Raw genomic sequence first — 25,691 nt, 5'->3', positions numbered from 1 at the left:
ACTGCTTTTTTTGAGAAGTTTCTATATATTGACATACAGTCAGGTCTTTGCTACAATCAGTTATGGAGGAAGATCTAATGAATTTTTTGAAAAAAATGTTGCAAGTTGCTCTAGCAGTCTTTTTCTTTGCTTTGCTAGCGACAAATACCGTATTGGCGGATGATGCTGATTCAGAAGGCTGGCAATTTGTCCAAGAAAATGGTAGAACCTACTACAAGAAGGGGGACCTAAAAGAAACCTACTGGCGAGTGATTGATGGTAAGTACTATTATTTTGATCCTTTATCTGGAGAGATGGTGGTCGGCTGGCAATATATCCCGTTTCCATCTAAAGGTAGTACAATTGGTCCTTACCCAAATGGTATCAGATTAGAAGGTTTTCCAAAGTCAGAGTGGTACTACTTCGATAAAAATGGAGTGCTACAAGAGTTTGTTGGTTGGAAAGCATTAGAGATTAAAACTAAAGACAGTGTTGGAAGAAAGTATGGGGAAAAACGTACAAATCCGGAAGATAAAGAAGAGAAGAGTTTTTACACGAACTATTACTTTAATCAAAATCATTCTTTAGAGACAGGTTGGCTTTATGACCAGTCTAATTGGTATTATCTAGCTAAAACGGAAATTAATGGAGAAAACTATATTGGTGGTGAAAGACGTGCAGATTGGATAAACGATGATTCAACTTGGTATTATCTCGATGCAACAACTGGCATTATGCAAACTGGTTGGAAGCAAATTGGCAATAAGTGGTACTACCTCCGTTCATCAGGAGCTATGACAACTGGCTGGTATCAGGAAGGCTCAACTTGGTACTATTTAGATGCTGAAAATGGCGATATGAAAACAGGCTGGCAATATCTTGGTAACAAGTGGTACTATCTCCGTTCATCAGGAGCTATGGCAACTGGTTGGGTGAAAGACGGTTCAACTTGGTACTACCTAAATGCAAGTAATGGAGATATGAAGACAGGTTGGACCAAAGTAAATGGAAACTGGTATTATCTCAATTCAAATGGAGCAATGGTTACAGGTAGCCAAACTATCGATGGTAAAGTTTATAACTTTGGTTCATCTGGTGAGTGGATTTAATCTTGGAGGAGATACAAATGAAGCTTTTGAAAAAAATGATGCAAGTCGCACTAGCAACATTTTTCTTTGGTTTGCTAGCTACAAATACTGTATTTGCGGATACCACAGGTGGCCAATTTGTTGATAAGGATAATAGAAAATATTATGTAAAAGATGATCATAAAGCAATCTATTGGCATAAAATAGACGGTAAAACTTACTATTTTGGTGATAGAGGAGAGATGGTTGTCGGTTGGCAATACGTAGAAATTCATGGAACAGGTTATCGTGATAATTTATTTAATAATCGTCCAGTCTTAGAAATTGGCCTTCAACAGAAGTGGTACTATTTTGGACAAGATGGTGCTTTGCTAGAACAAACAGATAAACAAGTACTAGAGGCAAAAACGTCTGAAAATACAGGAAAAGTATACGGTGAACAATATACTCCATCTGCTGAAAAGAGAACTTATTATTTTGATAATAATTATGCTGTAAAGACTGGCTGGACTTATGAAGACGGCAATTGGTATTATTTAAATAAGCTAGGAATTTCTGGCGATGATTCTTACAATCCACTACCAATTGGTGAAGTTGCTAAGGGTTGGACTCAAGATTTCCATGTTACTTTTGGCATTGATAGAAGCAAACCTGCTCCATGGTACTACTTAGATCCAACAACTGGCATCATGCAAACAGGTTGGCAACATCTTGGTAATAAATGGTACTATCTCCGTTCATCAGGAGCAATGGCGACTGGCTGGTATCAGGAAGGTACCATTTGGTATTATTTAGACCAACCAAATGGCGATATGAAAACTGGTTGGCAAAACCTTGGGAACAAATGGTACTATCTCCGTTCATCAGGAGCAATGGCAACTGGTTGGTATCAAGAAGGTTCGACTTGGTATTATCTACATGCAAGTAATGGAGATATGAAGACAGGCTGGTTCCAGGTCAATGGCAAATGGTACTATGCTTATAGCTCAGGTGCTTTGGCGGTGAATACTACCGTAGATGGCTACTACGTCAACTATAATGGCGAATGGGTTCAATAATGAAAGAGGCGATTGTGAAGGAAACAATCGCTTTTTTTGTGAAAATATAATAAAATAGATAGGAGAAAATACTACTGTATGAAATGAGACGGTCTTTTCGTCTAGCAAAAGGAAAACATGACAAAAAAAGTTGGTGTCGGTCAGGCACATAGTAAGATTATTTTAATAGGAGAGCATGCGGTTGTTTACGGTTATCCAGCCATTTCCCTGCCTCTCTTAGAGGTGGAAGTGACTTGTAAGGTGGTTCCTGCTGAAAGTCCATGGCGTCTTTATGAGGAGGATACCTTGTCTATGGCGGTGTATGCCTCGTTAGAATATTTAGAGATTAAAGAGGCCTGCATTCGCTGTGTGATTGACTCGGCTATCCCTGAAAAACGGGGAATGGGTTCGTCAGCGGCTATCAGCATAGCGGCCATACGTGCGGTATTTGACTACTATCAAGCCGATCTGCCTCATGATGTACTAGAAATCTTGGTCAATCGGGCTGAGATGATTGCCCATATGAATCCAAGCGGCTTGGATGCCAAGACCTGTCTCAGTGACCAACCTATTCGCTTTATCAAGAATGTTGGTTTTACAGAACTTGAGATGAACCTATCTGCCTATTTGGTGATTGCAGATACGGGTGTTTATGGTCACACTCGTGAAGCCATCCAAGTGGTTCAAAGCAAGGGAAAGGATGCCCTACCGTTTTTGCATGCCTTGGGAGAATTGACCCAGCAAGCAGAAGATGCGATTAGACAAAAGGATGCTGAGGGACTGGGACAAATCCTCAGTCAAGCGCATTTACATTTAAAAGAAATTGGTGTTAGTAGCCCTGAGGCTGACTCACTGGTTGAAACGGCTCTTAACCATGGTGCTCTGGGTGCCAAGATGAGTGGTGGTGGGCTAGGAGGCTGTATTATCGCCTTGGTAGCCAATCTGGACCAAGCGCAAGAACTAGCAAAACGATTAGAAGAGAAAGGAGCTGTTCAGACATGGATCGAAAGCCTGTAACAGTACGTTCCTACGCAAATATTGCCATTATCAAATATTGGGGAAAGAAAAAAGAAAAAGAGATGGTGCCTGCTACTAGCAGTATCTCTCTGACTTTGGAAAATATGTACACAGAGACAACCTTGTCGCCTCTGCCAGCCCTTGCGACGGCTGATGCCTTTTATATCAATGGTCAGCTCCAAAATGAGGCAGAACATGCCAAGATGAGTAAAATCATCAATCGCTACCGTCCAGAAGGTGAGGGATTTGTCCGTATTGATACCCAAAACAACATGCCGACTGCAGCGGGCTTGTCCTCAAGTTCCAGTGGTTTGTCCGCCTTGGTCAAGGCTTGTAATGCGTATTTCCAGCTAGGATTGGATAGAAGTCAGTTGGCTCAGGAGGCTAAATTTGCCTCAGGGTCGTCCTCACGCAGTTTTTATGGTCCGCTAGGAGCTTGGGACAAGGATAGTGGGGAAATCTACCCTGTAGAGACAGACTTGAAACTAGCCATGATCATGTTGGTGCTAGAGGACAAGAAAAAATCAATTTCTAGCCGTGATGGGATGAAACTCTGTGTGGAAACTTCGACGACTTTTGATGATTGGGTTCGCCAGTCTGAGAAGGATTATCAGGATATGCTGGTTTATCTCAAAGAGAATGATATTGCTAAGGTTGGGGAATTAACGGAGAAAAATGCCCTAGCCATGCACGCTACGACCAAGACTGCTAGTCCAGCCTTTTCTTATCTAACGGATGCTTCCTATGAAGCCATGGACTTTGTTCGCCAGCTTCGTGAGCAAGGGGAAGCCTGCTACTTTACCATGGATGCCGGTCCCAATGTCAAAGTCCTCTGTCAGGAGAAAGACTTGGAGCATTTATCAGAAATCTTCGGTCAACGTTACCGCTTGATTGTGTCAAAAACAAAGGATTTGAGCCAAGATGATTGCTGTTAAAACTTGCGGAAAGCTCTATTGGGCTGGTGAATATGCTATTTTAGAGCCAGGGCAGTTAGCCTTGATAAAGGCTATTCCCATCTATATGAAGGCTGAGATTGCCTTTTCTGACAGCTACCGTATCTACTCAGACATGTTTGATTTCGCAGTGGACTTGACGCCAAATCCTGACTACAGCTTGATTCAAGAAACGATTGCTCTAGTGGAAGATTTCCTCGTTTATCGTGGGCAAGCCTTGCGACCTTTTTCCTTGGAAATCCGTGGAAAAATGGAACGGGAAGGCAAAAAGTTTGGTCTGGGTTCTAGTGGTAGCGTCGTTGTCTTGGTGATCAAGGCCCTGCTGGCTCTATATGATATTACGGTTGATCCGGAACTCATGTTCAAGCTGGCTAGCGCGGTCTTGCTCAAGCGAGGCGACAATGGTTCTATGGGAGACCTTGCCTGTATTGTGGCAGAGGATTTGGTTCTCTACCAGTCTTTTGATCGAAAGAAGATAGCTGCTTGGTTGAAAGAAGAAAATTTGGCGACAGTTTTGGAGCGTGATTGGGGCTTTTCTATCTCACAAGTGCAACCAGCTCTAGAATGTGATTTCCTAGTGGGATGGACCAAGCAAGTGGCCGTATCGAGTCAAATGGTCCAGCAAATCAAGCGAAACATAGACCAGAATTTTTTAAGTTCCTCAAAAGCAACGGTTGCTGCTTTGGTAGAAGCCTTGGAGCAGGGGAATGCAGAAAAAATCATCGAGCAGGTGGAAACAGCCAGTCAGCTTTTAGAAGGCTTGAGCCTAGATATATACACACCTTCGCTGAGACAGTTGAAAGAAGCCAGTCAAGATTTGCAGGCTGTTGCCAAGAGTAGTGGCGCTGGTGGTGGTGACTGTGGCATTGCCTTGAGTTTTGATGAGCAATCAACTGAAACCATAAAAAATCGCTGGGCTGATCTGGGGATTGAGCTCTTATACCAAGAAAGGATAGGACATGACGACAAATCGTAAGGACGAGCATATCCGCTATGCCCTTGAGCAGAAAAGTTCCTATAATAGCTTTGATGAGGTGGAGTTGATTCATTCTTCCCTGCCTCTTTATGACCTGGATGAGATTGATTTGTCTACAGAGTTTGCAGGTCGAAAGTGGGACTTTCCTTTTTATATCAATGCCATGACAGGTGGGAGCGACAAAGGTAAAGAAATCAATCAAAAACTGGCTCAGGTGGCAGAAGCATGTGGGATTTTGTTTGTGACGGGCTCTTATAGCGCAGCCCTCAAAGATCCAACAGATGACTCTTTTTCTGTCAAGACTAGCCATCCAAATCTCCTCCTTGGAAGCAATATTGGATTGGACAAGCCTGTTGAGTTAGGCCTTCAGACTGTAGAAGCGATGAATCCTCTTCTCCTCCAAGTGCACGTCAATGTCATGCAGGAATTACTCATGCCAGAGGGAGAAAGAAAGTTTCGAAGCTGGCAATCGCATCTAGCAGATTATAGCAAGCGGATCCCTGTTCCTATTATTCTAAAGGAAGTGGGCTTTGGGATGGATGTGAAGACCATTGAGAGAGCCTATGATCTGGGTGTTCGAACGGTTGACCTGTCGGGTCGTGGTGGCACCAGCTTTGCCTATATCGAAAACCGTCGCAGTGGTCAACGTGATTACCTTAATCAATGGGGGCAGTCTACTATGCAAGCCCTTCTCAATGCCCAAACCTGGAAAGACAAGGTCCAACTCTTGGTCAGCGGAGGGGTTCGAAATCCGCTGGATATGATTAAGTGCCTGGTCTTTGGTGCCAAGGCTGTAGGACTGTCACGTACCGTTCTAGAGTTGATTGAAACCTACTCCGTCGAAGAGGTGATTGGCATTGTCCAAGGCTGGAAAGAAGACCTGCGCTTGATTATGTGTGCCCTTAATTGTGCTACCATAGCGGATCTGCAAGACGTAGACTATATTCTTTATGGTAAACTAAAAGAAGCTAAAGATCAGAAGTAGAGAGGTCGGGAAAGGAACCCCGCCCTTTTTTGTAGCCTTTTGTCAACTGTGGTGGGCTGAAAGAACCTTGTTTGTAGGAGCGGTTTCTGTCCAATCTCCTTTTTCCATCCTCAGACCGAGGTGACTTTTTTGAATTGTGATAAAATAGAAGGGAGAGGATGCAGCTATGAAAAAATTTCAAATCTTTTTATTTATCGAAGCCTGTCTATTGACGGGAGCTCTGATTTTGATGGTATCAGAGCATTTTTCGCGTTTTCTGCTGATTCTATTCCTCTTTTTGCTCTTGCTCCGCTATTATACAGGTAAGGAGGGCAACAACGTATTCCTCCTTGTGGCGACTATTCTTTTCTTTTTCATCGTCATGCTCAATCCCTTTGTGATTTTAGCTATCTTTGTGGCAGTTATCTACAGTCTCTTTCTTCTCTATCCGATGATGAATCAAGAAAGAGGGGATACGGACTTGGTCTTTGAAGAGGTGGTGATGGTTAAAAATGAACGCAATCCTTGGTTTGGCAATCTCCATCATTTCTCTAGTCACCAGACCTGTCAATTTGACGATATCAATCTATTTCGTCTCATGGGCAAGGATACCATTCATTTGGAAAGAGTTATCCTAACCAATCATGACAATGTCATTATTCTTAGAAAGATGATCGGAACGACTAGGATTATCGTACCTGTAGATGTGGAAATCAGTCTCAGTGTCAACTGCCTCTATGGAGATCTTACCTTCCTTCATCAGCCTAAGAGATCCCTCCGCAATGAACACTATCATCAGGAAACCAGAGACTATCTCAAGAGTAACAAGAGCGTCAAGATTTTCCTAACTACTATGGTTGGCGATGTGGAGGTGGTCAGAGGATGAAAAAGCAATCCTACCTGTTAATCGGTCTGACTTCTTTCCTCTTTATCCTCTTTTTGGCTAATAGTTTACTTGATATTTTTGAACTAGACTGGTCCTATTTGCTACAAGATATCGAGAAAACAGAGAAACTCATCTTCTTGATCTTGGTCTTTAGCCTTTCCATGACCTTCTTTTTTGTCCTCTTTTGGCGCGTGATTGAAGAAGTCTCTCGCAGAAAAATGCAAGTCAATCTCAAGCGACTGCTAGCAGGAAAAGAGGTGGTTGCCTTTGCAGATCCAGACTTGGATGCTAGTTTTAAGTCCTTGTCTGGCAAGCTTAACCTCTTGACAGAGGCTGTTCAAAAGGCTGAAAATCAAAGCCTGGTCAAGGAAGAAGCAATCATCGAGAAGGAAAGGAAGCGGATAGCACGTGACTTGCACGATACAGTTAGTCAGGAGTTGTTTGCGGCCCATATGATTTTATCAGGTGTCAGTCAGCAGGCTTTGAAGCTGGATAGAGAAAAGATGCAGACCCAGTTGCAAAGCGTCGCAGCTATCCTAGAGACCGCCCAAAAGGATTTGCGGGTCTTGCTCTTGCATTTGCGACCAGTTGAGTTGGAAGAGAAGAGTTTGATTGAGGGGATTCAAATCCTCTTAAAAGAGCTTGAGGACAAGAGTGATCTCAAGGTTAGTCTCAAGCACAATGTGTCTAAATTGCCTAAGAAGATCGAAGAACATATCTTCCGTATTTTGCAGGAGTTGATTAGCAATACCCTCCGCCATGCCCAGGCATCTTGCCTAGATGTTTACCTCTATCAGACAGATGTTGAAGTGCAGCTGAAGGTTGTGGATAATGGGATTGGTTTCCAGTTAGGGAGTTTAGACGACTTGAGTTATGGACTGCGAAATATCAAGGAGCGGGTCGAAGATATGGCAGGAACCGTTCAACTCTTGACAGCACCTAAGCAAGGACTGGCGGTTGATATCCGTATTCCCCTGCTAGACAAGGAATCATAAAGGAGTAGAGATGAAAATTTTACTGGTAGATGACCATGAAATGGTTCGATTGGGCTTGAAAAGCTATTTTGATCTCCAAGACGATGTGGAAGTTGTGGGCGAGGCTGCCAATGGGGCTCAAGGTATTGAGTTGGCCTTGAAACTGCGTCCAGATGTCATTGTCATGGATATCGTCATGCCTGAGATGAATGGGATTGACGCGACCTTAGCCATCCTCAATGAATGGCCTGAAGCCAAGATTTTGATTGTAACTTCTTACTTGGACAATGAAAAAATCATGCCAGTCTTGAATGCGGGTGCCAAAGGTTATATGCTCAAGACTTCTAGTGCAGACGAACTGCTCCATGCCGTTCGTAAGGTGGCTGCTGGAGAGCTGGCTATTGAACAAGAGGTCAGCAAGAAGGTTGAATACCACCGTAATCATATGGAGCTTCATGAGGAGCTGACTGCGCGTGAGCGAGACGTACTTCAACTCATCGCCAAGGGCTACGAAAATCAGCGGATCGCAGATGAACTCTTTATCTCTCTCAAGACGGTCAAGACCCATGTGTCCAATATCCTTGCCAAACTTGAGGTCAGCGATCGCACCCAGGCGGCGGTCTATGCCTTTCAGCACCACTTGGTCGGGCAGGAGGACTTTTAGATGAGTCTTGAAGATTTACTTGTGGAGCTAGAAGCAGCAAAAGACCCTGAGAAAGCAGGGCCTATGGAAGCCTATATGCGCCATCAATTTCCCTTTCTAGGTATTGCAGGTCCTGAAAGAAATGCCCTCTATAAAAAGTATTTTCCAGAAGCGAAAAAAACAAAGATGATCGATTGGGATTTTGTAGACACTTGCTGGGAAAAGGAGCCTAGAGAATACCAATATGTGGCTGCCAACTATTTGAAAGCCATGCAGTCTTATCTAACGAAGGATGATTTGCCTAAGCTTGAGCGCCTGGTCGTGACCAAGTCTTGGTGGGACACGGTAGATATCCTAGATCGAGTAGTAGGAAGTTTGGTGGCTAACCATCCGGAACTTGAAGATGTGCTTTTAAAATGGAGCCTATCAGACAATATCTGGTTGAGACGTGTGGCTATTGACCACCAGTTGTTAAGGAAAGAGAAAACAAATGTCCAACTGATGGAAAAGATCCTGCTCAACAATCTGGACCAGACAGAATTTTTCATCAACAAAGCCATCGGCTGGGCTCTAAGAGACTACTCTAAAACCAATCCCGAATGGGTAGCACGTTTTATTGAAAAAAATAGGAAACGAATGGCTGAACTTAGTATCAAGGAAGCGAGCAAGTACCTCTAGCACTATTGAAAAGCGCATTCATTACTTGAAAAAAGTCGCTATTATATGGTATAATGGACTGTATTAAAAATTTTAAGGAGAAATGACAGAATGTCTGTATCATTTGAAAACAAAGAAACAAACCGTGGTGTCTTGACTTTCACTATCTCTCAAGACCAAATCAAACCAGAATTGGACCGTGTATTTAACTCAGTAAAGAAAACTCTTAACGTTCCTGGTTTCCGTAAAGGTCACCTTCCACGCCCTATCTTCGACCAAAAATTTGGTGAAGAAGCTCTTTATCAAGATGCAATGAACGCTCTTTTGCCAAACGCTTATGAAGCTGCAGTAAAAGAAGCTGGTCTTGAAGTCGTTGCACAACCAAAAATCGACGTGACTTCAATGGAAAAAGGTCAAGACTGGGTTATCACAGCTGAAGTCGTGACAAAACCTGAAGTGAAATTGGGTGACTACAAAAACCTTGAAGTATCAGTAGATGTAGAAAAAGAAGTTACAGACGCTGACGTTGAAGAACGTATCGAACGCGAACGCAACAACTTGGCTGAATTGGTTATCAAAGAAGGCGCTGCTGAAAATGGCGACACTGTTGTGATTGACTTCGTTGGTTCTATCGACGGTGTTGAATTTGACGGTGGAAAAGGTGAAAACTTCTCACTTGGACTTGGATCAGGTCAATTCATCCCTGGTTTCGAAGACCAATTGGTTGGACACTCAGCTGGCGAAACTGTTGATGTTGTTGTAACATTCCCAGAAGACTACCAAGCTGAAGACCTTGCAGGTAAAGAAGCTAAATTCGTAACAACTATCCACGAAGTAAAAGCTAAAGAAGTTCCAGCTCTTGACGATGAACTTGCAAAAGATATCGACGAAGAAGTGGAAACTCTTGACGAATTGAAAGAAAAATACCGCAAAGAATTGACTGCTGCGAAAGAAGAAGCATACAAAGATGCCGTTGAAGGTGCAGCAATCGATAAAGCTGTAGAGAACGCTGAAATCGTAGAACTTCCAGAAGAAATGATCCACGAAGAAGTTCACCGTTCAGTAAATGAATTCCTTGGAAACTTGCAACGTCAAGGTATCAACCCTGACATGTACTTCCAAATCACAGGAACTACTCAAGAAGACCTTCACAAACAATACGAAGCAGAAGCTGAGTCACGTACGAAGACTAACCTTGTTATCGAAGCAGTTGCCAAAGCTGAAGGATTTGACGCTTCAGAAGAAGAAATCCAAAAAGAAATTGAGCAATTGGCAGCAGACTACAACATGGAAGTTGCACAAGTACAAAACTTGCTTTCAGCTGACATGTTGAAACACGATATCGCAATCAAAAAAGCTGTTGAATTGATTACAAGCACTGCAACAGTAAAATAATCTTAAAAGAGAAAAGAGCCCACCTGACTAGGTGGGCTTTCTGCTGTACTATTTTCCAAAAATCTCTTTTAAGTCTGCATCTGTAATCCCAATCATGGCTGGGATGCTAGACCAGTTTTCCTCGGTGAGGATGTAGGAGAGTTCAGAGTCACTTGCTGTGGCAGTTTCAGAGAAGGCTTGTTTACTTTCTTCAATATTATTTTCAATTAGATCACTGAAGCGCTCAATCAGATAGGTCTTACGGGCAGTTCCGATATGTTTAACTGCATAGTCAAATGCCTGTAATTCGCCAAGAAGGATGAGTTTGCTCTTGGCCCGTGTGATAGCTGTGTAGATGAGATTGCGTTCCAGCATGCGCTTACTGGCACTGGTAATAGGCAGGATGACAACGGGAAACTCACTCCCCTGCGACTTATGAATACTCATGGCATAAGCCAGGCGGATCTTGTACCATTCGTTACGTGGGTAGATGACCTCATTTCCATCAAAATCAATGACAATCTCGTCTTGTTTGGACTCGGTGTATTTTCCAGGAATCAAATCTGTGATGTAGCCTAGGTCTCCATTAAAGACATTGACTTCGGCGTCATTGACTAGGTGAATGACCTTGTCACCCTTGCGATAGAAGCATTTGGGAGCTTCAAAACTGAGTTGGTCTTTTTGTGGTGGATTGAGCAGGTCTTGCATGAGCTGGTTGATGGCGTCAATGCCAGCAGTTCCTCGATACATAGGCGCTAGCACCTGAATATCACGAGCCGGAATGCCACTTCTGAGGGCAGCACCAAGAATTTTCTCAATCGTAGCTGGGATATGGCCACTAGCGATTTCAAAGTAGGAACGGTCAGCTTTTTTCTGGGTAAAGTCAGCTGGCAAGATGCCTTGTCGAATTTGACTCGCCAAGGTAACGATAGTTGATTCTTCGCTCTGACGGTAAATCCGTTCCAAGCGAGTCTGCGGAATCAGTTGAATCTGGAGTAGGTCAGCTAAGACTTGTCCAGGACTGACAGAAGGTAACTGGTCGCTATCACCCACGATGAGAATTTTACTATTTGAAGAGATGTTGGAGAAGAGTTGGTTAGCTAGCCAAGTATCCACCATAGAAAACTCATCCACGATGATGAAGTCGGCATCCAGATAATCTTCTAGATGACTGGTATCATCGTCTCCCGTCATCCCCAAATGACGGTGTATGGTCGCGCTAGGCAAACCTGTCAATTCATTCATGCGCCGAGCCGCTCGACCAGTTGGAGCTGCTAGAAGGATAGGCAGACTGCTTTTTTTCCTGAGGTCAAGTCCTTCTAAAAGTGCATAGACAGCGATAATCCCATTGATAACAGTGGTTTTACCTGTACCAGGTCCACCTGTCAGGATAAAGACCTTGTTCTGGATGGCGTCACAGATAGCTTGCTTTTGGATACTATCGTATTGGATACCCAGTTCTTCCTCAACACTAGCGATATGCTTTTGAATGGCTTCCAAATCATGACTCTTTTGCTTTCCTTTTTCGAGGATACGAACCAAGTTATTGCGGATGCCTTCTTCGGCGAAAAAGAGGCTGTTATCAAAGATTTTGGTATCTACCTGTTGGATTTTATCTTCTTCGATCAAATGAGCTAATTCCTGAGCTACTTGGCTGGGATCGAGTTCCACGGGACGGGAAGACTCGAGGAGAGTAAGTGTCTGTTCCAGCAAATCTCGAGCCTCCATATAGGTATCGCCCGTATCCATACAACCTTGAAAGAGACTGTGGACAAGGCCAGCACGGAAGCGTTCAGGAGCTTGACTTTCGATGCCTAGTTCGGCAGCTAATTGGTCGGCGATGGTAAAACCCAAGCCTTTGATATCCTCGACCAGCTGGTAGGGATAATTTTCAACCACATCAAGAGTTTCCTCCTTGTAAAAGTCTTGAATCTGAAAGGCTAGTTTATTGGGAATGCCGTAGTTGGCAAGTTTAGCCAAGACCATTTCTGTCCCATAGTTGAGACGGAGGGTGGAGACAAAAGCCTCACGGTTTTTGGTAGAGAGTCCAGCAATGCTTTCCAGCTTTTCAGGATGCTCCAGAATTTCGTCTATGGTATTGTCACCATAGCTATCCACGATTTTTTTGGCCGTTTTGAGACCAATCCCCTTGAAATGGCTACTGGAAAAGTACTTGACCAGCCCATTTTTGGTTGGTTTTGCCCGCTCATAACGGCTGAACTGAAGCTGTTCTCCATACTTGGAGTGCTGAACAATTTGCCCCCAAAAAGTGTAGTCTTCCCCTTCAATCACGTCCGCCATGGTTCCTGTAACGATGATTTCAAAATCGTCAAAGTCCTCCACATCGGTATCTTCGATATCTAAGAGGAGGATGCGATAAAAATTACTGGGATTTTCAAAAATAATGCGTTCAATGGTGCCTGAAAAATAAACTTCCATAGGTTTCCTTTACATGAGTTCGTGAGAATTGGTCTCTTGGCCACTTTGAAAAGCTAGATGACGAAAAGGCCTTCTTCTCGCAATAGAAAAAGAGGCTGAGACTTAGCATTCTCGGCCTCTTCCTTATCTTAAAAAGTTCCGATACGGTTAAGTGGCCAGAAACGGAATTTTGCTTCGCCTTTGATATCGCTGGCCTTGAAAGTACCGACATGGCGGCTGTCGCTAGAGACTAAACGATCGTCACCAAGGAGAAGGTACTCACCTTGAGGGACAGTAAAGCTGAAGCTAGTGTTGGAATTGACATCGACCGTAAAGGCTTGTGCTTTTTGAGCAAGTTCTCTAAAGTAAACTCCCTTATTGCCTTCAAATCCTTTGCCAGTATAGGTATTTTGCAACTTTTCTGTTTTGAACAAGTTGAGATATTCTGCTAGGTAGGGTTCATTCGTTTCTTCACCGTTGATAAAGAGTTTGTCATTTTCGTAGCGGATGGTATCACCAGGCATGCCGATGACCCTTTTGACAATGTCTTTGTTTCCGTCTTCCTCATGCGCAACCACAATGTCGAAGCGGTCAATTGGGAGGTGTTTAACAACGAAGAGAACTTCTCCGTCGGCTAGGGTAGGGTCCATAGAGTGTCCTTCTACACGGACATTGCTCCAAAGAAAGATACGGCTAAGACCGACCAGTGCGATAATCAGGAAGAAAACTCCCCATTCTTTTATAAATGTTTTAAACAAATTCATAATTTACCTTTCTAGAAGTTTTTTTGCTTTTTCAGTGTTTTTAAAATGCAGTTTGGCACAGAAATGAAGTCCTTTCATGCCATAGGCTTGAAGGATTTTACTGGCAACCTTATCAGATGCAGTTCCAGCGCCACTTGGCAGTTGATAGCCTAGTTCTCGTCCTAGATTTTCCAAGTTTTCGAGGAAGAGATCCCGCGCGATGATGGAGCTAACCGCAACAGCCAGGTATTTGCCCTCAGCTTTTTCTTCCAAAGTTATCTTATTTGGAAAACGGTTGGCTTCTTGCGCCAAGTACTTGTCATAGTTTTTAGGACTTGTAAAAGCATCAATCACGATTTTTTCTGGCTGGACTCCTTTTTGGAGGAGGAGAAAGATAGCCTGATTGTGAAGGGCAACTTTTACAGAAACAGCATTGTAACGCTCTCCGATAACTTCGTTGTACTTGCTCGGTGAAAGGAGGAGCGCTTGGTGCTGGATTTTTTCCTTGAGGATAGGGGCAATCTGACGAATCTTTTGGTCTGTCAGGGTTTTTGAATCCCCCACACCGAGTTTTCGCAAGAAGGCATGCTGGTCAGGTGTCACGAAGGAAGCCACGACAGCAAGCCCACCAAAGTAGGAACCATTTCCCACCTCATCAGTCCCAATCATAGGAAAATCTTGTCCACTGTTTTCTTGTTGAACTTGGTAGCCAAAGAAACTGGCGTATTGCTCAGTAGCTTCGCCTTGCAGGAGGACTTTTCCAGAAGTATAGATGGAAACTGTTGCCTGAGGCAGTCTAAAAAAATAGCGAATATAAGGATTTTTACTAGGACTGAGAGCCTTCTGATACTGACTTAAAAAGCTCTGAATTTCCTGTTCACTTGGTGTGAGTGTGATACTTGCCATAGTCTCTATTGTACCACAAAAGCAGGAGAATTGGTAAAAACTGACAAAGTTAGCGAAATTTGGTATAATATCGTGAGGTGAATTTTATGGCAAATCTAAATCGATATAAGTTTACATTCGGAAAAAAGACATTAACCTTGACAACCGAGCATGACAACCTCTTTATGGAGGAAATTGCCAAGGTTGCGACTGAAAAATACCAAGCAATTAAAGAACAAATGCCTGGGGCGGATGATGAAACCATTGCGCTTCTTTTGGCGGTTAATTGTCTGTCTACACAACTCAACCGTGAGATTGAATTTGATGACAAGGAGCAAGAGTTGTTAGAACTCCGCCACAAGTTGATTGCTGTCAAACAAGAACAGAGCAAGATTGAGGACTCCCTATGATTTCAATCCTACTCTTATTGGTTCTGGCTTGGGGCTTTTACATCGGCTACCGTAGAGGTTTGGTGCTGCAAGTTTATTATTTCCTCGTTGCAGTGATTTCAGCCTTTGTTGCGGGACAGTTTTATAAATCACTGGGCGACCACTTCCACTTGCTTGTCCCTTATGCCAATCCTCAGGAAGGACAGGGAACCTTTTTCTTCCCTTCAGACCAGCTGTTTCATCTAGACAAGGTCTTTTATGCGGGTCTAGCCTATCTTTTAGTTTTTGGTATTTGCTACACTATCGGACGTTTTATCGGTTTGTTCCTGCACTTGATTCCAACTAAAAAGCTCGATGTCAAATGGTTGCGTATCGGATCAGGCCTTTTATCTCTATTGGTAACCTTATTTGTCTTGCAAATGGCTCTGACCATCCTTGCAACAGTGCCTCTGGCAATCATTCAAAATTCACTCGAAAAAAGTACAGTAGCCAAACACATCATCCAAAGTGTCCCTTTTACGACAAACTTTATCAAACAACTCTGGGTGACAAATTTAATCGGATAAAAAGGGCGGGATTTTTCCTAGCCCTTTGTTTACAGATTGGACGACTAGGTCAAAACACCTAGTTGCTATAATCTTGTAAACCAGCATACAAGGAAAAAATATGAATACAAAAATACTAGAAACCTTAGAATTTAATAAAATCAAAGCCTTGTTTGAACCGCATCTCTTGACAGAACAAGGACTAGAGGAGCTAAAAGGCTTGGTTCCAACTGCCAAGGTGGATAAGATCAAGCAAGCCTTTACAGAGATGGAGGAAATGCAAGCCCTATTTGTGGAGCAACCCCACTTTACCATTCTAGCGACGCGTGAGATATCAGCTGTCTGCAAGCGTCTGGAGATGGGGGCGGACCTCAATATTGAGGAGTTTCTGCTCCTCAAACGGGTCTTACTTGCTAGCAGAGAGTTGCAAAGTTTTTATGCCAATCTTGAAAATGTACGCTTGGAGCAGTTGGCGAGATGGTTTGAGAAACTGCATGATTTTCCACACTTGCAAGGGAGTCTCCAAGCCCTAAATGATGCAGGATTTATCGAGAATTTTGCCAGCGAAGAACTAGCACGCATTCGTCGAAAAATCCATGATAGCGAGAGTCAAGTTCGAGATGTCTTGCAAGACTTGCTCAAGCAACAATCGCAGATGTTGACGGAAGGCATAATCGCTAGCAGAAATGGCCGTCAGGTTTTGCCTGTCAAAAACACCTATCGTAATAAGATTGCAGGTGTTGTCCACGACATCTCTGCTAGTGGAAACACGGTCTATATCGAGCCACGTGAGGTGGTCAAGCTGAGCGAAGAAATCGCCAGTCTGCGAGCAGACGAACGCTATGAGATGATTCGTATCCTACAGGAGCTCTCAGAACGGGTCCGTCCTCATGCTGCAGAGATTGCTAATGACGCTTGGATTATCGGCCATCTGGATCTGATTCGTGCCAAGGTACGTTTCATCCAAGAAATGCAAGCAGTTGTTCCTCAACTTTCAGAGAATCAAGAGATTCAACTCCTTCATGTTCGCCATCCTTTGGTCAAAAATGCTGTTGCAAACGATGTACATTTTGGTAAGGAATTAACGGCTATTGTCATTACAGGTCCCAATACGGGTGGGAAGACCATCATGCTCAAAACCCTAGGCTTGACTCAACTCATGGCCCAATCTGGATTGCCCATTCTAGCTGATAAGGGAAGCCGTGTCGGTGTTTTTGAGGAAATCTTCGCAGATATTGGGGATGAGCAGTCTATCGAGCAAAGCTTATCTACCTTCTCTAGCCACATGACCAATATCGTAGATATTCTTGGCAAGGTCAATCAGCACTCGCTCTTATTGCTAGATGAGCTCGGGGCAGGTACCGACCCGCAGGAAGGAGCAGCCCTTGCTATGGCTATTCTGGAGGATCTTCGTCTGCGTCAGGTCAAGACCATGGCGACGACCCACTATCCAGAACTCAAGGCCTACGGTATCGAAACAGCCTTTGTGCAAAATGCCAGCATGGAGTTTGACACAGCCAGCCTGCGTCCGACCTATCGCTTTATGCAGGGAGTTCCTGGTCGAAGCAATGCCTTTGAAATTGCCAAACGCCTGGGCTTGTCAGATGTCATCGTAGGAGATGCCAGCCAGCAGGTCAATCAAGATAATGATGTCAACCGTATCATTGAGCAATTGGAAGAGCAAACGCTTGAAAGTCGCAAACGCTTGGACAATATCCGTGAGGTGGAGCAAGAAAACCTCAAGATGAATCGAGCACTCAAAAAACTCTATAACGAACTCAATCGTGAAAAAGAAACTGAGCTCAACAAGGCGCGTGAACAAGCTGCCGAGATTGTGGAACTTGCTCTAAGTGAGAGTGACCAGATTCTCAAGAACCTCCACAGTAAGTCTCAACTCAAACCCCATGAAATCATTGAAGCTAAGGCTGAGCTGAAAAAACTAGCTCCTGAAAAAGTTGACTTGTCTAAAAACAAGGTCCTTCAGAAGGCCAAGAAAAAACGAGCTCCAAAGGTTGGGGATGATATCATTGTTCTCAGTTATGGTCAGCGTGGTACCTTGACCAATCAGCTTAAGGACGGCCGCTGGGAAGCCCAAGTTGGTTTGATCAAGATGACCTTGGAAGAGAAAGAATTTGACCTTGTTCAGGCTCAGCAAGAAGCCCCAGTCAAGAAAAAACAAGTCAATGTCATCAAACGTGCTTCTGGTCGTGGTCCGCAAGCGAGACTGGATCTCCGAGGCAAACGGTATGAAGAGGCTATGAATGAGTTAGACGCCTTTATCGACCAAGCCCTGCTCAATAACATGGCGCAGGTAGACATCATTCATGGTATCGGAACAGGAGTCATCCGTGAGGGCGTCACCAAATACCTGCAAAGAAACAAGCATGTCAAGAGTTTTGGCTATGCTCCACAAAATTCTGGAGGCAGTGGCGCCACCATTGTAACCTTTAAAGGATAGAGAGAAGAAGGATTCACTCTTTCTGAAAAAAGAAGTGAAAAGTCAAAAATTTTCATAGAATATATTGACAATGGCTAACTTTTCTTGTAGAATAATAAAAAATAAAATACCAACACCGAATGAAGTTTAATAGAAGTGGAGAAAGGTTTGTTTTCCATGACTGTAAATGGACGGAACTCTGGAGAGACCGTAAAGGCACCGAAGGGGCAAGGCAGGCAACTGCTCAAACTCTCAGGTAAAAGGACAGAGCTAGGATAGACCGCTTTTTGGCATTTATCTAAGCATTCCAGAGTACATGTATCTTGCATGTGCTCTTTCTTTTGGGGTTGAAAGATAGGAGAAGGATATGTTAGAGTTGCTAAAAGCGCTTGATGCTTTCGTTTGGGGGCCTCCCCTCTTGATCTTATTGGTCGGAACGGGTATCTATTTGACCATCCGACTGGGCCTTTTGCAGGTTGCTCGTCTCCCTAAGGCTTTTCAGTTAATTTTCACCAAGGACAAGGGACATGGTGATGTGTCGAGCTTTGCAGCTCTTTGTACAGCTCTAGCTGCCACCGTTGGTACGGGAAATATCATCGGAGTCGCGACAGCCATTAAGGTTGGAGGACCAGGGGCTCTCTTTTGGATGTGGATGGCAGCCTTTTTTGGAATGGCGACCAAGTATGCCGAAGGCTTGCTAGCTATCAAATATCGCACAAAGGATGCAAATGGAGCTGTAGCTGGAGGACCCATGCATTACATCCTTTTGGGGATGGGAGAAAAGTGGCGTCCACTTGCTATCTTCTTTGCCCTAGCGGGTGTATTGGTAGCCCTTCTAGGGATTGGTACCTTTACCCAAGTCAATTCGATTACAGAATCCATTCAAAATACAGCCCAAGTTGATCCAGCTATCACAGCTCTGATTTTATCCATTTTTGTAGGGATTGCCGTCTTTGGTGGCCTCAAATCCATATCAAAAGTTTCGACAGCAGTGGTTCCTTTTATGGCTATTGTCTATATTTTAGGGACTCTTACAGTTATTCTCTTTAATATCGAGAAAATCCCAGCCACACTTGCCCTCATCTTTACTTCAGCCTTTAGTCCAACTGCTGCGGTAGGTGGTTTTGCAGGTGCCAGTATTCGGATGGCTATCCAAAATGGTGTGGCGCGGGGAGTCTTCTCTAACGAATCTGGTCTTGGTTCTGCTCCCATTGCAGCGGCTGCAGCTAAGACAAATGAGCCTGTCGAGCAAGGCTTGATTTCCATGACAGGAACCTTTATTGATACCCTCATTATCTGTACGTTGACTGGTTTAACAATCTTGGTCACTGGAGTTTGGAGCGGTGATTTGAATGGAGTAGCGCTTACCCAGTCAGCTTTCTCAACAGTCTTTTCACACTTTGGACCTGCCCTATTGACCATCTTCCTTGTACTCTTTGCCTTTACGACGATTCTCGGATGGAACTACTACGGAGAACGCTGTTTTGAGTTTCTCTTTGGTGTCCGCTTTATCTGGCTCTATCGTGTAGTCTTTGTAGTCATGGTCTTGTTGGGAGGATTTATCGAGTTGGATATGGTTTGGATTATCGCAGACATCGTCAATGCCTTGATGGCTTTACCAAACTTGATTGCCCTCTTAGTCTTGTCGCCAGTCGTTATTGCTGAGACTAAAAAGTATTTTAAACACTAACCCAATCACACTTTTAGTGTGTTTTTTTCATTTCATAAACATTTCCTATCAAGGCGATTGAAAATATATATTATCCAAGGGGAAAATTCTATGATAGACTAAATGACAATAAAATGAAAAGAGGTTTCTTATGACAACATTTACCATCCACACAGTAGAATCAGCACCAGCAGAAGTAAAAGAAGTTCTTGAAACAGTACAAAAAGATAACAATGGCTATATTCCCAACCTAATCGGTCTCTTGGCCAATGCTCCAACCGCGCTTGAAGCCTACCGAACTGTCGGAGCCATCAACCGTCGCAATAGCTTAACACCAGTGGAACGCGAAGTAGTGCAAATCACAGCTGCCGTAACCAATGGTTGTGCTTTCTGCGTGGCTGGTCATACTGCCTTTTCAATCAAACAAATCCAGATGAATGATGATCTTCTCCAAGCCCTTCGCAACCGCACTCCGATTGAAACAGATCCTAAACTAGATACTCTAGCTAAGTTTACCTTGGCGGTCATCAATACCAAAGGACGTGTAGGAGATGAAGCCTTGGCTGAATTTTTGGAAGCTGGCTACACGCAACAAAATGCCTTGGACGTGGTTCTCGGTGTTAGTCTTGCCAGCCTTTGCAACTATGCCAACAACCTAGCCAATACGCCTATTAACCCAGAATTGCAACCTTATGCTTAATTCATATCTGAGAAAAAATGAAGTCTGAAATAATCGGGCTTCATTTTTTAGGCTCTCATTTAAGCGTTTTTATGCTATACTAATAATAATATGATTAATGGAGGTTGCCATGAAAAAACTCCCCTTGGTATTTTCTGGCTGTTTATTGGGTTTAGCAGGTGCAGGAAATCTGATTGCAGATACTTGGCCAGTTCTGTCGCATTTATTGAGTCTGATTGGTCTAGTGTTGTGGATTTTCTTTCTGATTCTTCATCTTTTTAATTGGGAAGAAACCAGGAAAGAATTGACCAAGCCCCCTCTTTTATCTGGGATGGCCACTTTTCCTATGGCTGGGATGATTTTGTCGACCTATGTCTTTCGCGTATTCCCTGCTCTTCCTTTGGTAGCACAAGGGATCTGGTGGTTTTCATTTCTCTTGGATTTGGTTTTGATTGCTACTTTTACCATCAAATTTGCCTGTCCAGGTCGGAGGGTCAATGCGACTCCTAGCTGGACGGTACTCTATGTGGGGATAGCAGTAGCAGCCTTGACCTATCCTCTTGTCGGAATCATTGAAATTGCCTATGCTACCTTGAGTTTTGGTTTTGTCTTGACCTTCTACCTCTATCCCCTTATTTATAGCGATTTAAAGAAAGATCCACTTCCACTAGCCTTGCTTGGACAGGAAGGAATCTACTGTGCTCCCTTTTCTCTACTCTTGGCTTCCCTAGTTCGAGTTGGAGGAGCAGGCCTACCGATTTGGCTCTTGATCGTCATGATTTTGGCATCTCAATCCTTCTTTTTCTTTGTTTTGACTCGCTTGCCCAATATTTTAAAACAAGGATTTCAACCAGCCTTCTCAGCTCTCACCTTTCCAACTATTATCTCAGCAACCTCTCTCAAGATGGCTCAAGGAATTGTAAAACTGCCTATCTTAGATTATCTAGTGTTTGCGGAAACTTTCCTTAGTTTAAGCATTTTACTCTTTGTCTTGATTGCTTATCTGATTTGGTTACGAAAAAAGGTCTAGCTAGAAATAGCTAGGCCTTATTTTTATGGTTTGATAACTTCAGTGCCACCCATATATGGACGAAGAGCTTCAGGGATGGTCACAGAGCCATCTTCATTTTGGTAGTTTTCAAGAATAGCAGCAACCGTACGTCCAACTGCAAGTCCAGAACCGTTCAAGGTGTGAAGGAGTTTCACCTTGCCATCGGCTTCATCACGGTAACGGATTTGGGCACGACGGGCTTGGAAATCTTCTGTATTTGAACAGCTTGAGATTTCACGATAGGTATTTTGGGCTGGAATCCAAACTTCCAAGTCGTAAGTTTTGGCAGCTGAGAAGCCCATATCTCCAGTTGAGAGAGCAACGACACGGTATGGAAGGTTGAGTTTTTGAAGAATGTTTTCAGCGTTAGCTGTCATTTTTTCCAATTCTTCGTAAGATTCTTCTGGTTTGGCAAATTTGACCATTTCAACCTTATGGAATTGGTGCAAACGAATCAAGCCACGTGTATCACGACCTGCAGAACCAGCCTCAGAACGGAATGATGGACTCATAGCGGTAAAGTAGATTGGTAGGTCTTTACCGTCAAGGATTTCATCACGGTAGTAGTTTGTAAGAGGCACTTCAGCTGTAGGAATGAGGACATAATTAGTGTCTTTCAATTCAAAAGTGTCTTCCTTAAATTTTGGATATTGACCAGTACCAAACATTGAGTCATGGTTAACCATGTATGGTGTGATGACTTCGGTATAGCCCTCTTTACCATGCTCATCCAACATGAAGTTGTAGATAGCCCGTTCCAAACGAGCCCCAAGTCCTTTATAGAAGAGGAAACGAGCGCCCGTTACCTTACCACCGCGTTCCCAGTCAAGGATACCCAAGTCTTCACCAAGATCCCAGTGAGCTTTTGGTTCGAAGTCAAACTCGCGTGGGCTACCCCAACGGCGGACTTCCACATTGTCATCTTCATCAGCCCCAACAGGAACACTGTCAGCTGGGATGTTTGGAAGAGTAGTGGTAAATTCTGTTAATTTAGCATCGATTTCTGCCAATTCAGCATCCAAGGCTTTGACTTCAGCAGATAGGGTTTGCATTGCAGCAATCTTGTCATCGGCATTTTCCTTGTTGCGCTTGGCTTGGGCAATCTCAGCAGAAACTGTGTTACGTTCTGCTTTTAGAGTTTCAACCTTGACCAAGATGTCACGACGTTTAGCATCGATTTCTTTCATCTCATTTAAGATAGCAGCATCTACACCACGTGTAGCTAATTTTTCAGCGACAGCATCAAAATCTGTACGAATACGTTTAATATCTAACATAAGAACTCCTTTATGAAAAAAAGCACACCTGACAAAGTGTTGGAGTGGCAGGGCCACGGTTCCATCCAACTTCACAGGTGTGCACTTGATTCTGTATTTAATTGTGAACAACGGTAGAATTTCACCTATCCCTCCTATCTGCTCGCAACACCCGCAGACTTTCTGAAAGAAGAGGATAACCTACTTATCCGTTGCTATGATTATACTAAAGTTTCTACTTTTTTGCAAATAGATTTTTAAGTTTTTGTCCAATGGTCTGGAGTAGAGTCGGAAGTTTCACGACCTTGTCGTTTCCTAATTTTTCCCGAGCGATTTTGAGGATAGCTCCAGAGTCTTTTGAAGCAAAGAGAAATTTTCCTTGATCAGTGAAGACTTCAAAGTGGCGGCTGATCTTGCGACCACTTACGTTGGCTCCGATTTGCTGAATGCTGGACCAGGGGATTTGGATATATTGTTCGACATTGACATCAGGATAAAACTCTAAGGCTTGATCCCCAACTAGAAATTTTCCAACTTTTCCAGAGATAGAGAGGTAAGATGTCCCAGTAGTTTGGAGGTCAATGACTTGATTGAGTGATTGGGCCATGATTAGTCTTCCTTACTTTCATCGAAAAAGGCATGATAGAGAGCCTTGATAGCGGCCTTCTCTTGCTCTTTATTGACAACAAACATGATGGAAACTTCGCTTGAACCTTGTGACATCATCTGGATGTTGATTTTATTCTCAGACAAAGCCCGTGTTGCAGTAGCAGTTACCCCGATATGACTCTTCATCTTTTCTCCAACAATCATAATGATGGAAAGGTCATGTTCGATTTCAGCATGGTCCACCTCAGCCTTTTGAACGAGTTGACGTAGAATTTCTTCTTCTTTGATAGGAGTCAATTCGCGGGAGCGGAGGATGATTGAAAGATCGTCGATACCTGTAGGCATGTGTTCCCAACCGATATTGAGATCCTCAAGGATTTGCAGAACCTTGCGACCAAACCCGACTTCACGGTTCATGAGGTATTTTGACATGTTGATGCTGACGAATCCTGAGTCACCTGCAATCCCTACTACTGGGAATTTATCACTACTGTGTTCTAAAACAATGCGTGTTCCTGGGTGGTCAGGGTTGTTGGTATTCTTGATGACAAGAGGAATTTTTCCTCGGTAGGCAGGAAGAAGGGCTTCGTCATGAAGAACTGAAAATCCAGCGTAAGCCAACTCACGCATTTCACGGTAGGTTAATTCAGGAATGGAGTGTGGTTGGTGGATAATACCAGGATGGGCAGCAAAGATACCATCTACGTCTGTAAAGTTCTCATAGAGATCAGCCTTAACACCTGCTGCAATGATAGAACCTGTGATATCTGAACCTCCACGTGAAAAAGTACAGATTTGATTTTCCTTAGTCACACCAAAGAAACCAGGGATGACAAGGACTTCGTTGCTATCAGCCAAGCCTTCAATCTTATCATAACTAGATGGAATGATACGTGCGTTTCCAGGTTCACTTGTGACAACGATCCCAGCTTCTCTTGGGTGAACATAGCGTGCATCGATACCGTTTTGGTTAAAGTAGGCTGCAATCAATTTGGCATTGTTATTTTCTCCAGCCGCTAGGAAGGTATCATAGAGAAATTCATTGTCATCTATAGGAAGAGTAGCCAAGGCGCGAATACTTTTAGAGATTTTTTCTAAAACAGCAGGTTTTAACCCAAGTTCACTAACCATAGCGGCATAACGGTCAATGATCCAGCTTTGGCTAGCACTGATGTCATTTCCAGCCACATAGTCGCGATAGTATTTAATCAAGGCATCAGTTACCTTGGTATCTTCAGCATTGCGTTTGCCGGGTGCAGAAACGACTACAAAACGGCGTTCTTTATCACTTTTAACGATGTTTAAGACTTTTTCTAACTGACCAGCAGAGGCAAGCGAGCTTCCGCCAAATTTTACAACCTTCATAAGGACTCCTCAAGTAAGTATTTTATACGATTATAGCAGAAAGAGGGGCATTTTTCAATGAAGAAAATAACTTCCTATTATAATAGAAGAAAACACTAACTTATTCTGAAAAGTGATAACCGTTTAAAAGTAAGGGTGTAAAATTTCTCTCACACTCATAAATGATGGGTGAATAATCAGCTGAGACACTTTCCTTTAGTTTTTCCTTGCCTCTTTATCCAAAAAAAGGTATACTTTGATGATAAAACAATTTTATTGCCTTATAAAAGAAAAGGAGAAGCTATGAATCATATCTTATATCAGATCGTAGATGATCTTGCTATCATTACTTTGAATCGTCCCGAAGTGGCAAATGGTTTTCATATCCCAATGTGTGAGGAAATTTTAGAAGCTTTGACTCTAGCGGAGCAGGATCAAGCTGTGCAGTTCATCTTGATTAATGCGAATGGGAAGGTCTTTTCAGTTGGAGGAGACTTGGTTGAGATGAAACGCGCAGTAGACGAAGATGATATCCCTTCTTTGAATAAGATTGCAGAATTAGTCAATACAATTTCTTTTAAAATCAAGCAAATTCCAAAACCTGTTTTAATGGAAGTAGATGGAGCGGTTGCTGGTGCTGCAGCAAATATGGCAGTAGCAGTTGATTTTTGTTTAGCGACTGACAAGGCAAAATTTATCCAAGCCTTTGTCGGAGTGGGCTTGGCGCCAGACGCTGGTGGGATTCATCTCTTGAGTCGTAGCATCGGGGTAACACGAGCTGCACAACTTGCTATGACAGGTGAAGCCTTGACTGCTGAAAAAGCGCTAGAATGGGGCGTGGTATACCGTGTTTGTGAAGTTGACAAATTAGAAAAAACAAGAGAACAAGTTCTGAAAAAATTAAGAAGAGGTTCAGCAAACTCATACGCAGCGATTAAAAAGTTAGTTTGGGAAAGTCAATTTAAGGATTGGCAGAATTATGCTGAATTAGAATTGAAACTACAAGAATCGTTATCTCTAACTGAAGATTTCAAAGAAGGGGTTCGAGCACATTCTGAAAGAAGAAGACCAAAATTTACAGGAATGTGAAAAAATACTTGCACAATTTTTTGAAGTTT

24 protein-coding genes and 1 riboswitch are annotated in these 25,691 nt (G+C 43.3%); of the genes, 18 read left to right on the top strand and 6 right to left on the bottom strand.

Annotated elements, in window-relative coordinates:
- Positions 1-77: 77 nt before the first annotated feature.
- From cbpJ to tig, 11 genes are all read left to right on the top strand, one after another.
- Positions 78-1,088 (top strand): choline-binding protein CbpJ, encoded by a 1,011-nt coding sequence (gene cbpJ, locus M1G01_RS05610; RefSeq protein ID WP_049489788.1) that lies wholly within the window; start codon positions 78-80, stop codon positions 1,086-1,088.
- A 17-nt stretch (positions 1,089-1,105) separates the two neighbouring features.
- Entirely contained in the window at positions 1,106-2,125 is a 1,020-nt protein-coding gene (cbpC, locus tag M1G01_RS05605) for a cell wall-binding repeat-containing protein (protein ID WP_247931365.1), read from the top strand.
- Between the two features lie 117 nt (positions 2,126-2,242).
- Positions 2,243-3,121, top strand: a complete 879-nt coding sequence (mvk, locus tag M1G01_RS05600) for a mevalonate kinase (RefSeq protein ID WP_247931364.1) — start codon at positions 2,243-2,245, stop codon at positions 3,119-3,121.
- A complete protein-coding gene (gene mvaD, locus M1G01_RS05595; protein WP_247931363.1) occupies positions 3,103-4,056 on the top strand; it encodes a diphosphomevalonate decarboxylase in 954 nt (317 codons plus the stop codon). Before mvk ends, mvaD begins: the two co-directional genes overlap by 19 nt.
- Positions 4,043-5,050 carry a phosphomevalonate kinase gene (locus tag M1G01_RS05590; protein WP_247931362.1) on the top strand — a complete coding sequence of 336 codons (1,008 nt, stop codon included), beginning with the start codon at positions 4,043-4,045 and terminating at the stop codon, positions 5,048-5,050. The genes mvaD and M1G01_RS05590 overlap by 14 nt, the downstream gene beginning before the upstream one ends.
- Positions 5,034-6,035 (top strand): type 2 isopentenyl-diphosphate Delta-isomerase, encoded by a 1,002-nt coding sequence (gene fni / locus M1G01_RS05585; RefSeq protein WP_247931361.1) that lies wholly within the window; start codon positions 5,034-5,036, stop codon positions 6,033-6,035. Before M1G01_RS05590 ends, fni begins: the two co-directional genes overlap by 17 nt.
- Before the next feature lie 166 nt (positions 6,036-6,201).
- Entirely contained in the window at positions 6,202-6,900 is a 699-nt protein-coding gene (gene liaF, locus M1G01_RS05580) for a cell wall-active antibiotics response protein LiaF (RefSeq protein WP_247931360.1), read from the top strand.
- Positions 6,897-7,895, top strand: a complete 999-nt coding sequence (locus M1G01_RS05575) for an envelope stress sensor histidine kinase LiaS (RefSeq protein WP_247931359.1) — start codon at positions 6,897-6,899, stop codon at positions 7,893-7,895. The genes liaF and M1G01_RS05575 overlap by 4 nt, the downstream gene beginning before the upstream one ends.
- Positions 7,896-7,905: 10 nt before the next feature.
- Positions 7,906-8,538, top strand: coding sequence for a response regulator transcription factor (locus tag M1G01_RS05570; RefSeq protein ID WP_247931358.1), 633 nt, complete (start codon positions 7,906-7,908; stop codon positions 8,536-8,538).
- Complete coding sequence (locus tag M1G01_RS05565) at positions 8,539-9,195, top strand: DNA alkylation repair protein (RefSeq protein ID WP_247931357.1); 657 nt, start codon at positions 8,539-8,541, stop codon at positions 9,193-9,195. It abuts the gene before it with no gap.
- Positions 9,196-9,285: 90 nt separating this feature from the next.
- Complete coding sequence (tig, locus tag M1G01_RS05560; protein ID WP_247916656.1) at positions 9,286-10,569, top strand: trigger factor; 1,284 nt, start codon at positions 9,286-9,288, stop codon at positions 10,567-10,569.
- 48 nt (positions 10,570-10,617) lie between these two features.
- Here tig and recD2 read toward each other — a convergent pair whose 3' ends face one another.
- From recD2 to rnhC, 3 genes are all read right to left on the bottom strand, one after another.
- A complete protein-coding gene (gene recD2, locus M1G01_RS05555) occupies positions 10,618-12,987 on the bottom strand; it encodes an SF1B family DNA helicase RecD2 (RefSeq protein ID WP_247931356.1) in 2,370 nt (789 codons plus the stop codon).
- 128 nt (positions 12,988-13,115) lie between these two features.
- Positions 13,116-13,730, bottom strand: a complete 615-nt coding sequence (gene lepB, locus M1G01_RS05550; protein WP_247931355.1) for a signal peptidase I — start codon at positions 13,728-13,730, stop codon at positions 13,116-13,118.
- 3 nt (positions 13,731-13,733) lie between these two features.
- Positions 13,734-14,615, bottom strand: a complete 882-nt coding sequence (rnhC, locus tag M1G01_RS05545) for a ribonuclease HIII (RefSeq protein WP_247931354.1) — start codon at positions 14,613-14,615, stop codon at positions 13,734-13,736.
- 86 nt (positions 14,616-14,701) lie between these two features.
- On the opposite strand from rnhC, the gene zapA reads away from it, so the two are divergent.
- The 6 genes from zapA (at position 14,702) to M1G01_RS05515 (ending at position 21,343) form a co-directional block, all read left to right on the top strand.
- The gene (zapA, locus tag M1G01_RS05540; protein WP_000002028.1) at positions 14,702-15,004 is read left to right on the top strand and encodes a cell division protein ZapA; all 303 of its coding nucleotides are present in this window, start codon (positions 14,702-14,704) and stop codon (positions 15,002-15,004) included.
- Positions 15,001-15,549: a CvpA family protein gene (locus tag M1G01_RS05535; protein WP_247931353.1), complete on the top strand. Its 549-nt coding sequence runs from the start codon at positions 15,001-15,003 to the stop codon at positions 15,547-15,549. Before zapA ends, M1G01_RS05535 begins: the two co-directional genes overlap by 4 nt.
- 100 nt (positions 15,550-15,649) lie before the next feature.
- Positions 15,650-17,986 carry an endonuclease MutS2 gene (locus tag M1G01_RS05530; RefSeq protein WP_247931352.1) on the top strand — a complete coding sequence of 779 codons (2,337 nt, stop codon included), beginning with the start codon at positions 15,650-15,652 and terminating at the stop codon, positions 17,984-17,986.
- A gap of 168 nt (positions 17,987-18,154) precedes the next feature.
- A riboswitch (glycine riboswitch) is annotated at positions 18,155-18,243 on the top strand.
- Between the two features lie 89 nt (positions 18,244-18,332).
- Entirely contained in the window at positions 18,333-19,655 is a 1,323-nt protein-coding gene (locus M1G01_RS05525) for an alanine/glycine:cation symporter family protein (protein WP_247931351.1), read from the top strand.
- Between the two features lie 130 nt (positions 19,656-19,785).
- Entirely contained in the window at positions 19,786-20,334 is a 549-nt protein-coding gene (locus tag M1G01_RS05520) for a carboxymuconolactone decarboxylase family protein (protein WP_000206774.1), read from the top strand.
- Between the two features lie 109 nt (positions 20,335-20,443).
- Entirely contained in the window at positions 20,444-21,343 is a 900-nt protein-coding gene (locus M1G01_RS05515; RefSeq protein WP_247931350.1) for a TDT family transporter, read from the top strand.
- 23 nt (positions 21,344-21,366) lie between these two features.
- On the opposite strand, the gene serS is transcribed toward M1G01_RS05515, so the two are convergent.
- The 3 genes from serS to M1G01_RS05500 all read right to left on the bottom strand — a co-directional run bounded on the left by serS (position 21,367) and on the right by M1G01_RS05500 (position 24,594).
- Entirely contained in the window at positions 21,367-22,641 is a 1,275-nt protein-coding gene (gene serS, locus M1G01_RS05510) for a serine--tRNA ligase (protein WP_247931349.1), read from the bottom strand.
- 214 nt (positions 22,642-22,855) lie between these two features.
- Complete coding sequence (locus M1G01_RS05505; protein WP_000079379.1) at positions 22,856-23,227, bottom strand: DUF956 family protein; 372 nt, start codon at positions 23,225-23,227, stop codon at positions 22,856-22,858.
- A 2-nt stretch (positions 23,228-23,229) separates the two neighbouring features.
- Positions 23,230-24,594 (bottom strand): aspartate kinase, encoded by a 1,365-nt coding sequence (locus tag M1G01_RS05500; protein WP_125457406.1) that lies wholly within the window; start codon positions 24,592-24,594, stop codon positions 23,230-23,232.
- A 282-nt stretch (positions 24,595-24,876) separates the two neighbouring features.
- Here M1G01_RS05500 and M1G01_RS05495 point away from each other — a divergent pair, with 282 nt between their 5' ends.
- Positions 24,877-25,662 (top strand): enoyl-CoA hydratase, encoded by a 786-nt coding sequence (locus tag M1G01_RS05495; RefSeq protein WP_001015588.1) that lies wholly within the window; start codon positions 24,877-24,879, stop codon positions 25,660-25,662.
- Positions 25,663-25,691 lie beyond the last annotated feature (29 nt).

This window comes from Streptococcus oralis (assembly GCF_023110055.1).
Taxonomy (GTDB): Bacteria; Bacillota; Bacilli; order Lactobacillales; family Streptococcaceae; genus Streptococcus; species Streptococcus oralis_BY.
This window is presented reverse-complemented; position numbering and strand designations above follow the sequence as displayed.

Coding starts and splice junctions, on each gene's coding strand:
- M1G01_RS05500 (WP_125457406.1), bottom strand. CDS start 24,594: ATGAAGGTTGTAAAATTTGGCGGAAGCTCGCTTGCCTCTGCTGGTCAG.
- M1G01_RS05535 (WP_247931353.1), top strand. CDS start 15,001: ATGATTTCAATCCTACTCTTATTGGTTCTGGCTTGGGGCTTTTACATC.
- tig (WP_247916656.1), top strand. CDS start 9,286: ATGTCTGTATCATTTGAAAACAAAGAAACAAACCGTGGTGTCTTGACT.
- rnhC (WP_247931354.1), bottom strand. CDS start 14,615: ATGGCAAGTATCACACTCACACCAAGTGAACAGGAAATTCAGAGCTTT.
- serS (WP_247931349.1), bottom strand. CDS start 22,641: ATGTTAGATATTAAACGTATTCGTACAGATTTTGATGCTGTCGCTGAA.
- cbpC (WP_247931365.1), top strand. CDS start 1,106: ATGAAGCTTTTGAAAAAAATGATGCAAGTCGCACTAGCAACATTTTTC.
- fni (WP_247931361.1), top strand. CDS start 5,034: ATGACGACAAATCGTAAGGACGAGCATATCCGCTATGCCCTTGAGCAG.
- mvaD (WP_247931363.1), top strand. CDS start 3,103: ATGGATCGAAAGCCTGTAACAGTACGTTCCTACGCAAATATTGCCATT.
- liaF (WP_247931360.1), top strand. CDS start 6,202: ATGAAAAAATTTCAAATCTTTTTATTTATCGAAGCCTGTCTATTGACG.
- mvk (WP_247931364.1), top strand. CDS start 2,243: ATGACAAAAAAAGTTGGTGTCGGTCAGGCACATAGTAAGATTATTTTA.
- lepB (WP_247931355.1), bottom strand. CDS start 13,730: ATGAATTTGTTTAAAACATTTATAAAAGAATGGGGAGTTTTCTTCCTG.
- recD2 (WP_247931356.1), bottom strand. CDS start 12,987: ATGGAAGTTTATTTTTCAGGCACCATTGAACGCATTATTTTTGAAAAT.
- M1G01_RS05520 (WP_000206774.1), top strand. CDS start 19,786: ATGACAACATTTACCATCCACACAGTAGAATCAGCACCAGCAGAAGTA.
- M1G01_RS05565 (WP_247931357.1), top strand. CDS start 8,539: ATGAGTCTTGAAGATTTACTTGTGGAGCTAGAAGCAGCAAAAGACCCT.
- M1G01_RS05525 (WP_247931351.1), top strand. CDS start 18,333: ATGTTAGAGTTGCTAAAAGCGCTTGATGCTTTCGTTTGGGGGCCTCCC.
- M1G01_RS05590 (WP_247931362.1), top strand. CDS start 4,043: ATGATTGCTGTTAAAACTTGCGGAAAGCTCTATTGGGCTGGTGAATAT.
- cbpJ (WP_049489788.1), top strand. CDS start 78: ATGAATTTTTTGAAAAAAATGTTGCAAGTTGCTCTAGCAGTCTTTTTC.
- M1G01_RS05530 (WP_247931352.1), top strand. CDS start 15,650: ATGAATACAAAAATACTAGAAACCTTAGAATTTAATAAAATCAAAGCC.
- M1G01_RS05495 (WP_001015588.1), top strand. CDS start 24,877: ATGAATCATATCTTATATCAGATCGTAGATGATCTTGCTATCATTACT.
- zapA (WP_000002028.1), top strand. CDS start 14,702: ATGGCAAATCTAAATCGATATAAGTTTACATTCGGAAAAAAGACATTA.
- M1G01_RS05575 (WP_247931359.1), top strand. CDS start 6,897: ATGAAAAAGCAATCCTACCTGTTAATCGGTCTGACTTCTTTCCTCTTT.
- M1G01_RS05505 (WP_000079379.1), bottom strand. CDS start 23,227: ATGGCCCAATCACTCAATCAAGTCATTGACCTCCAAACTACTGGGACA.
- M1G01_RS05570 (WP_247931358.1), top strand. CDS start 7,906: ATGAAAATTTTACTGGTAGATGACCATGAAATGGTTCGATTGGGCTTG.
- M1G01_RS05515 (WP_247931350.1), top strand. CDS start 20,444: ATGAAAAAACTCCCCTTGGTATTTTCTGGCTGTTTATTGGGTTTAGCA.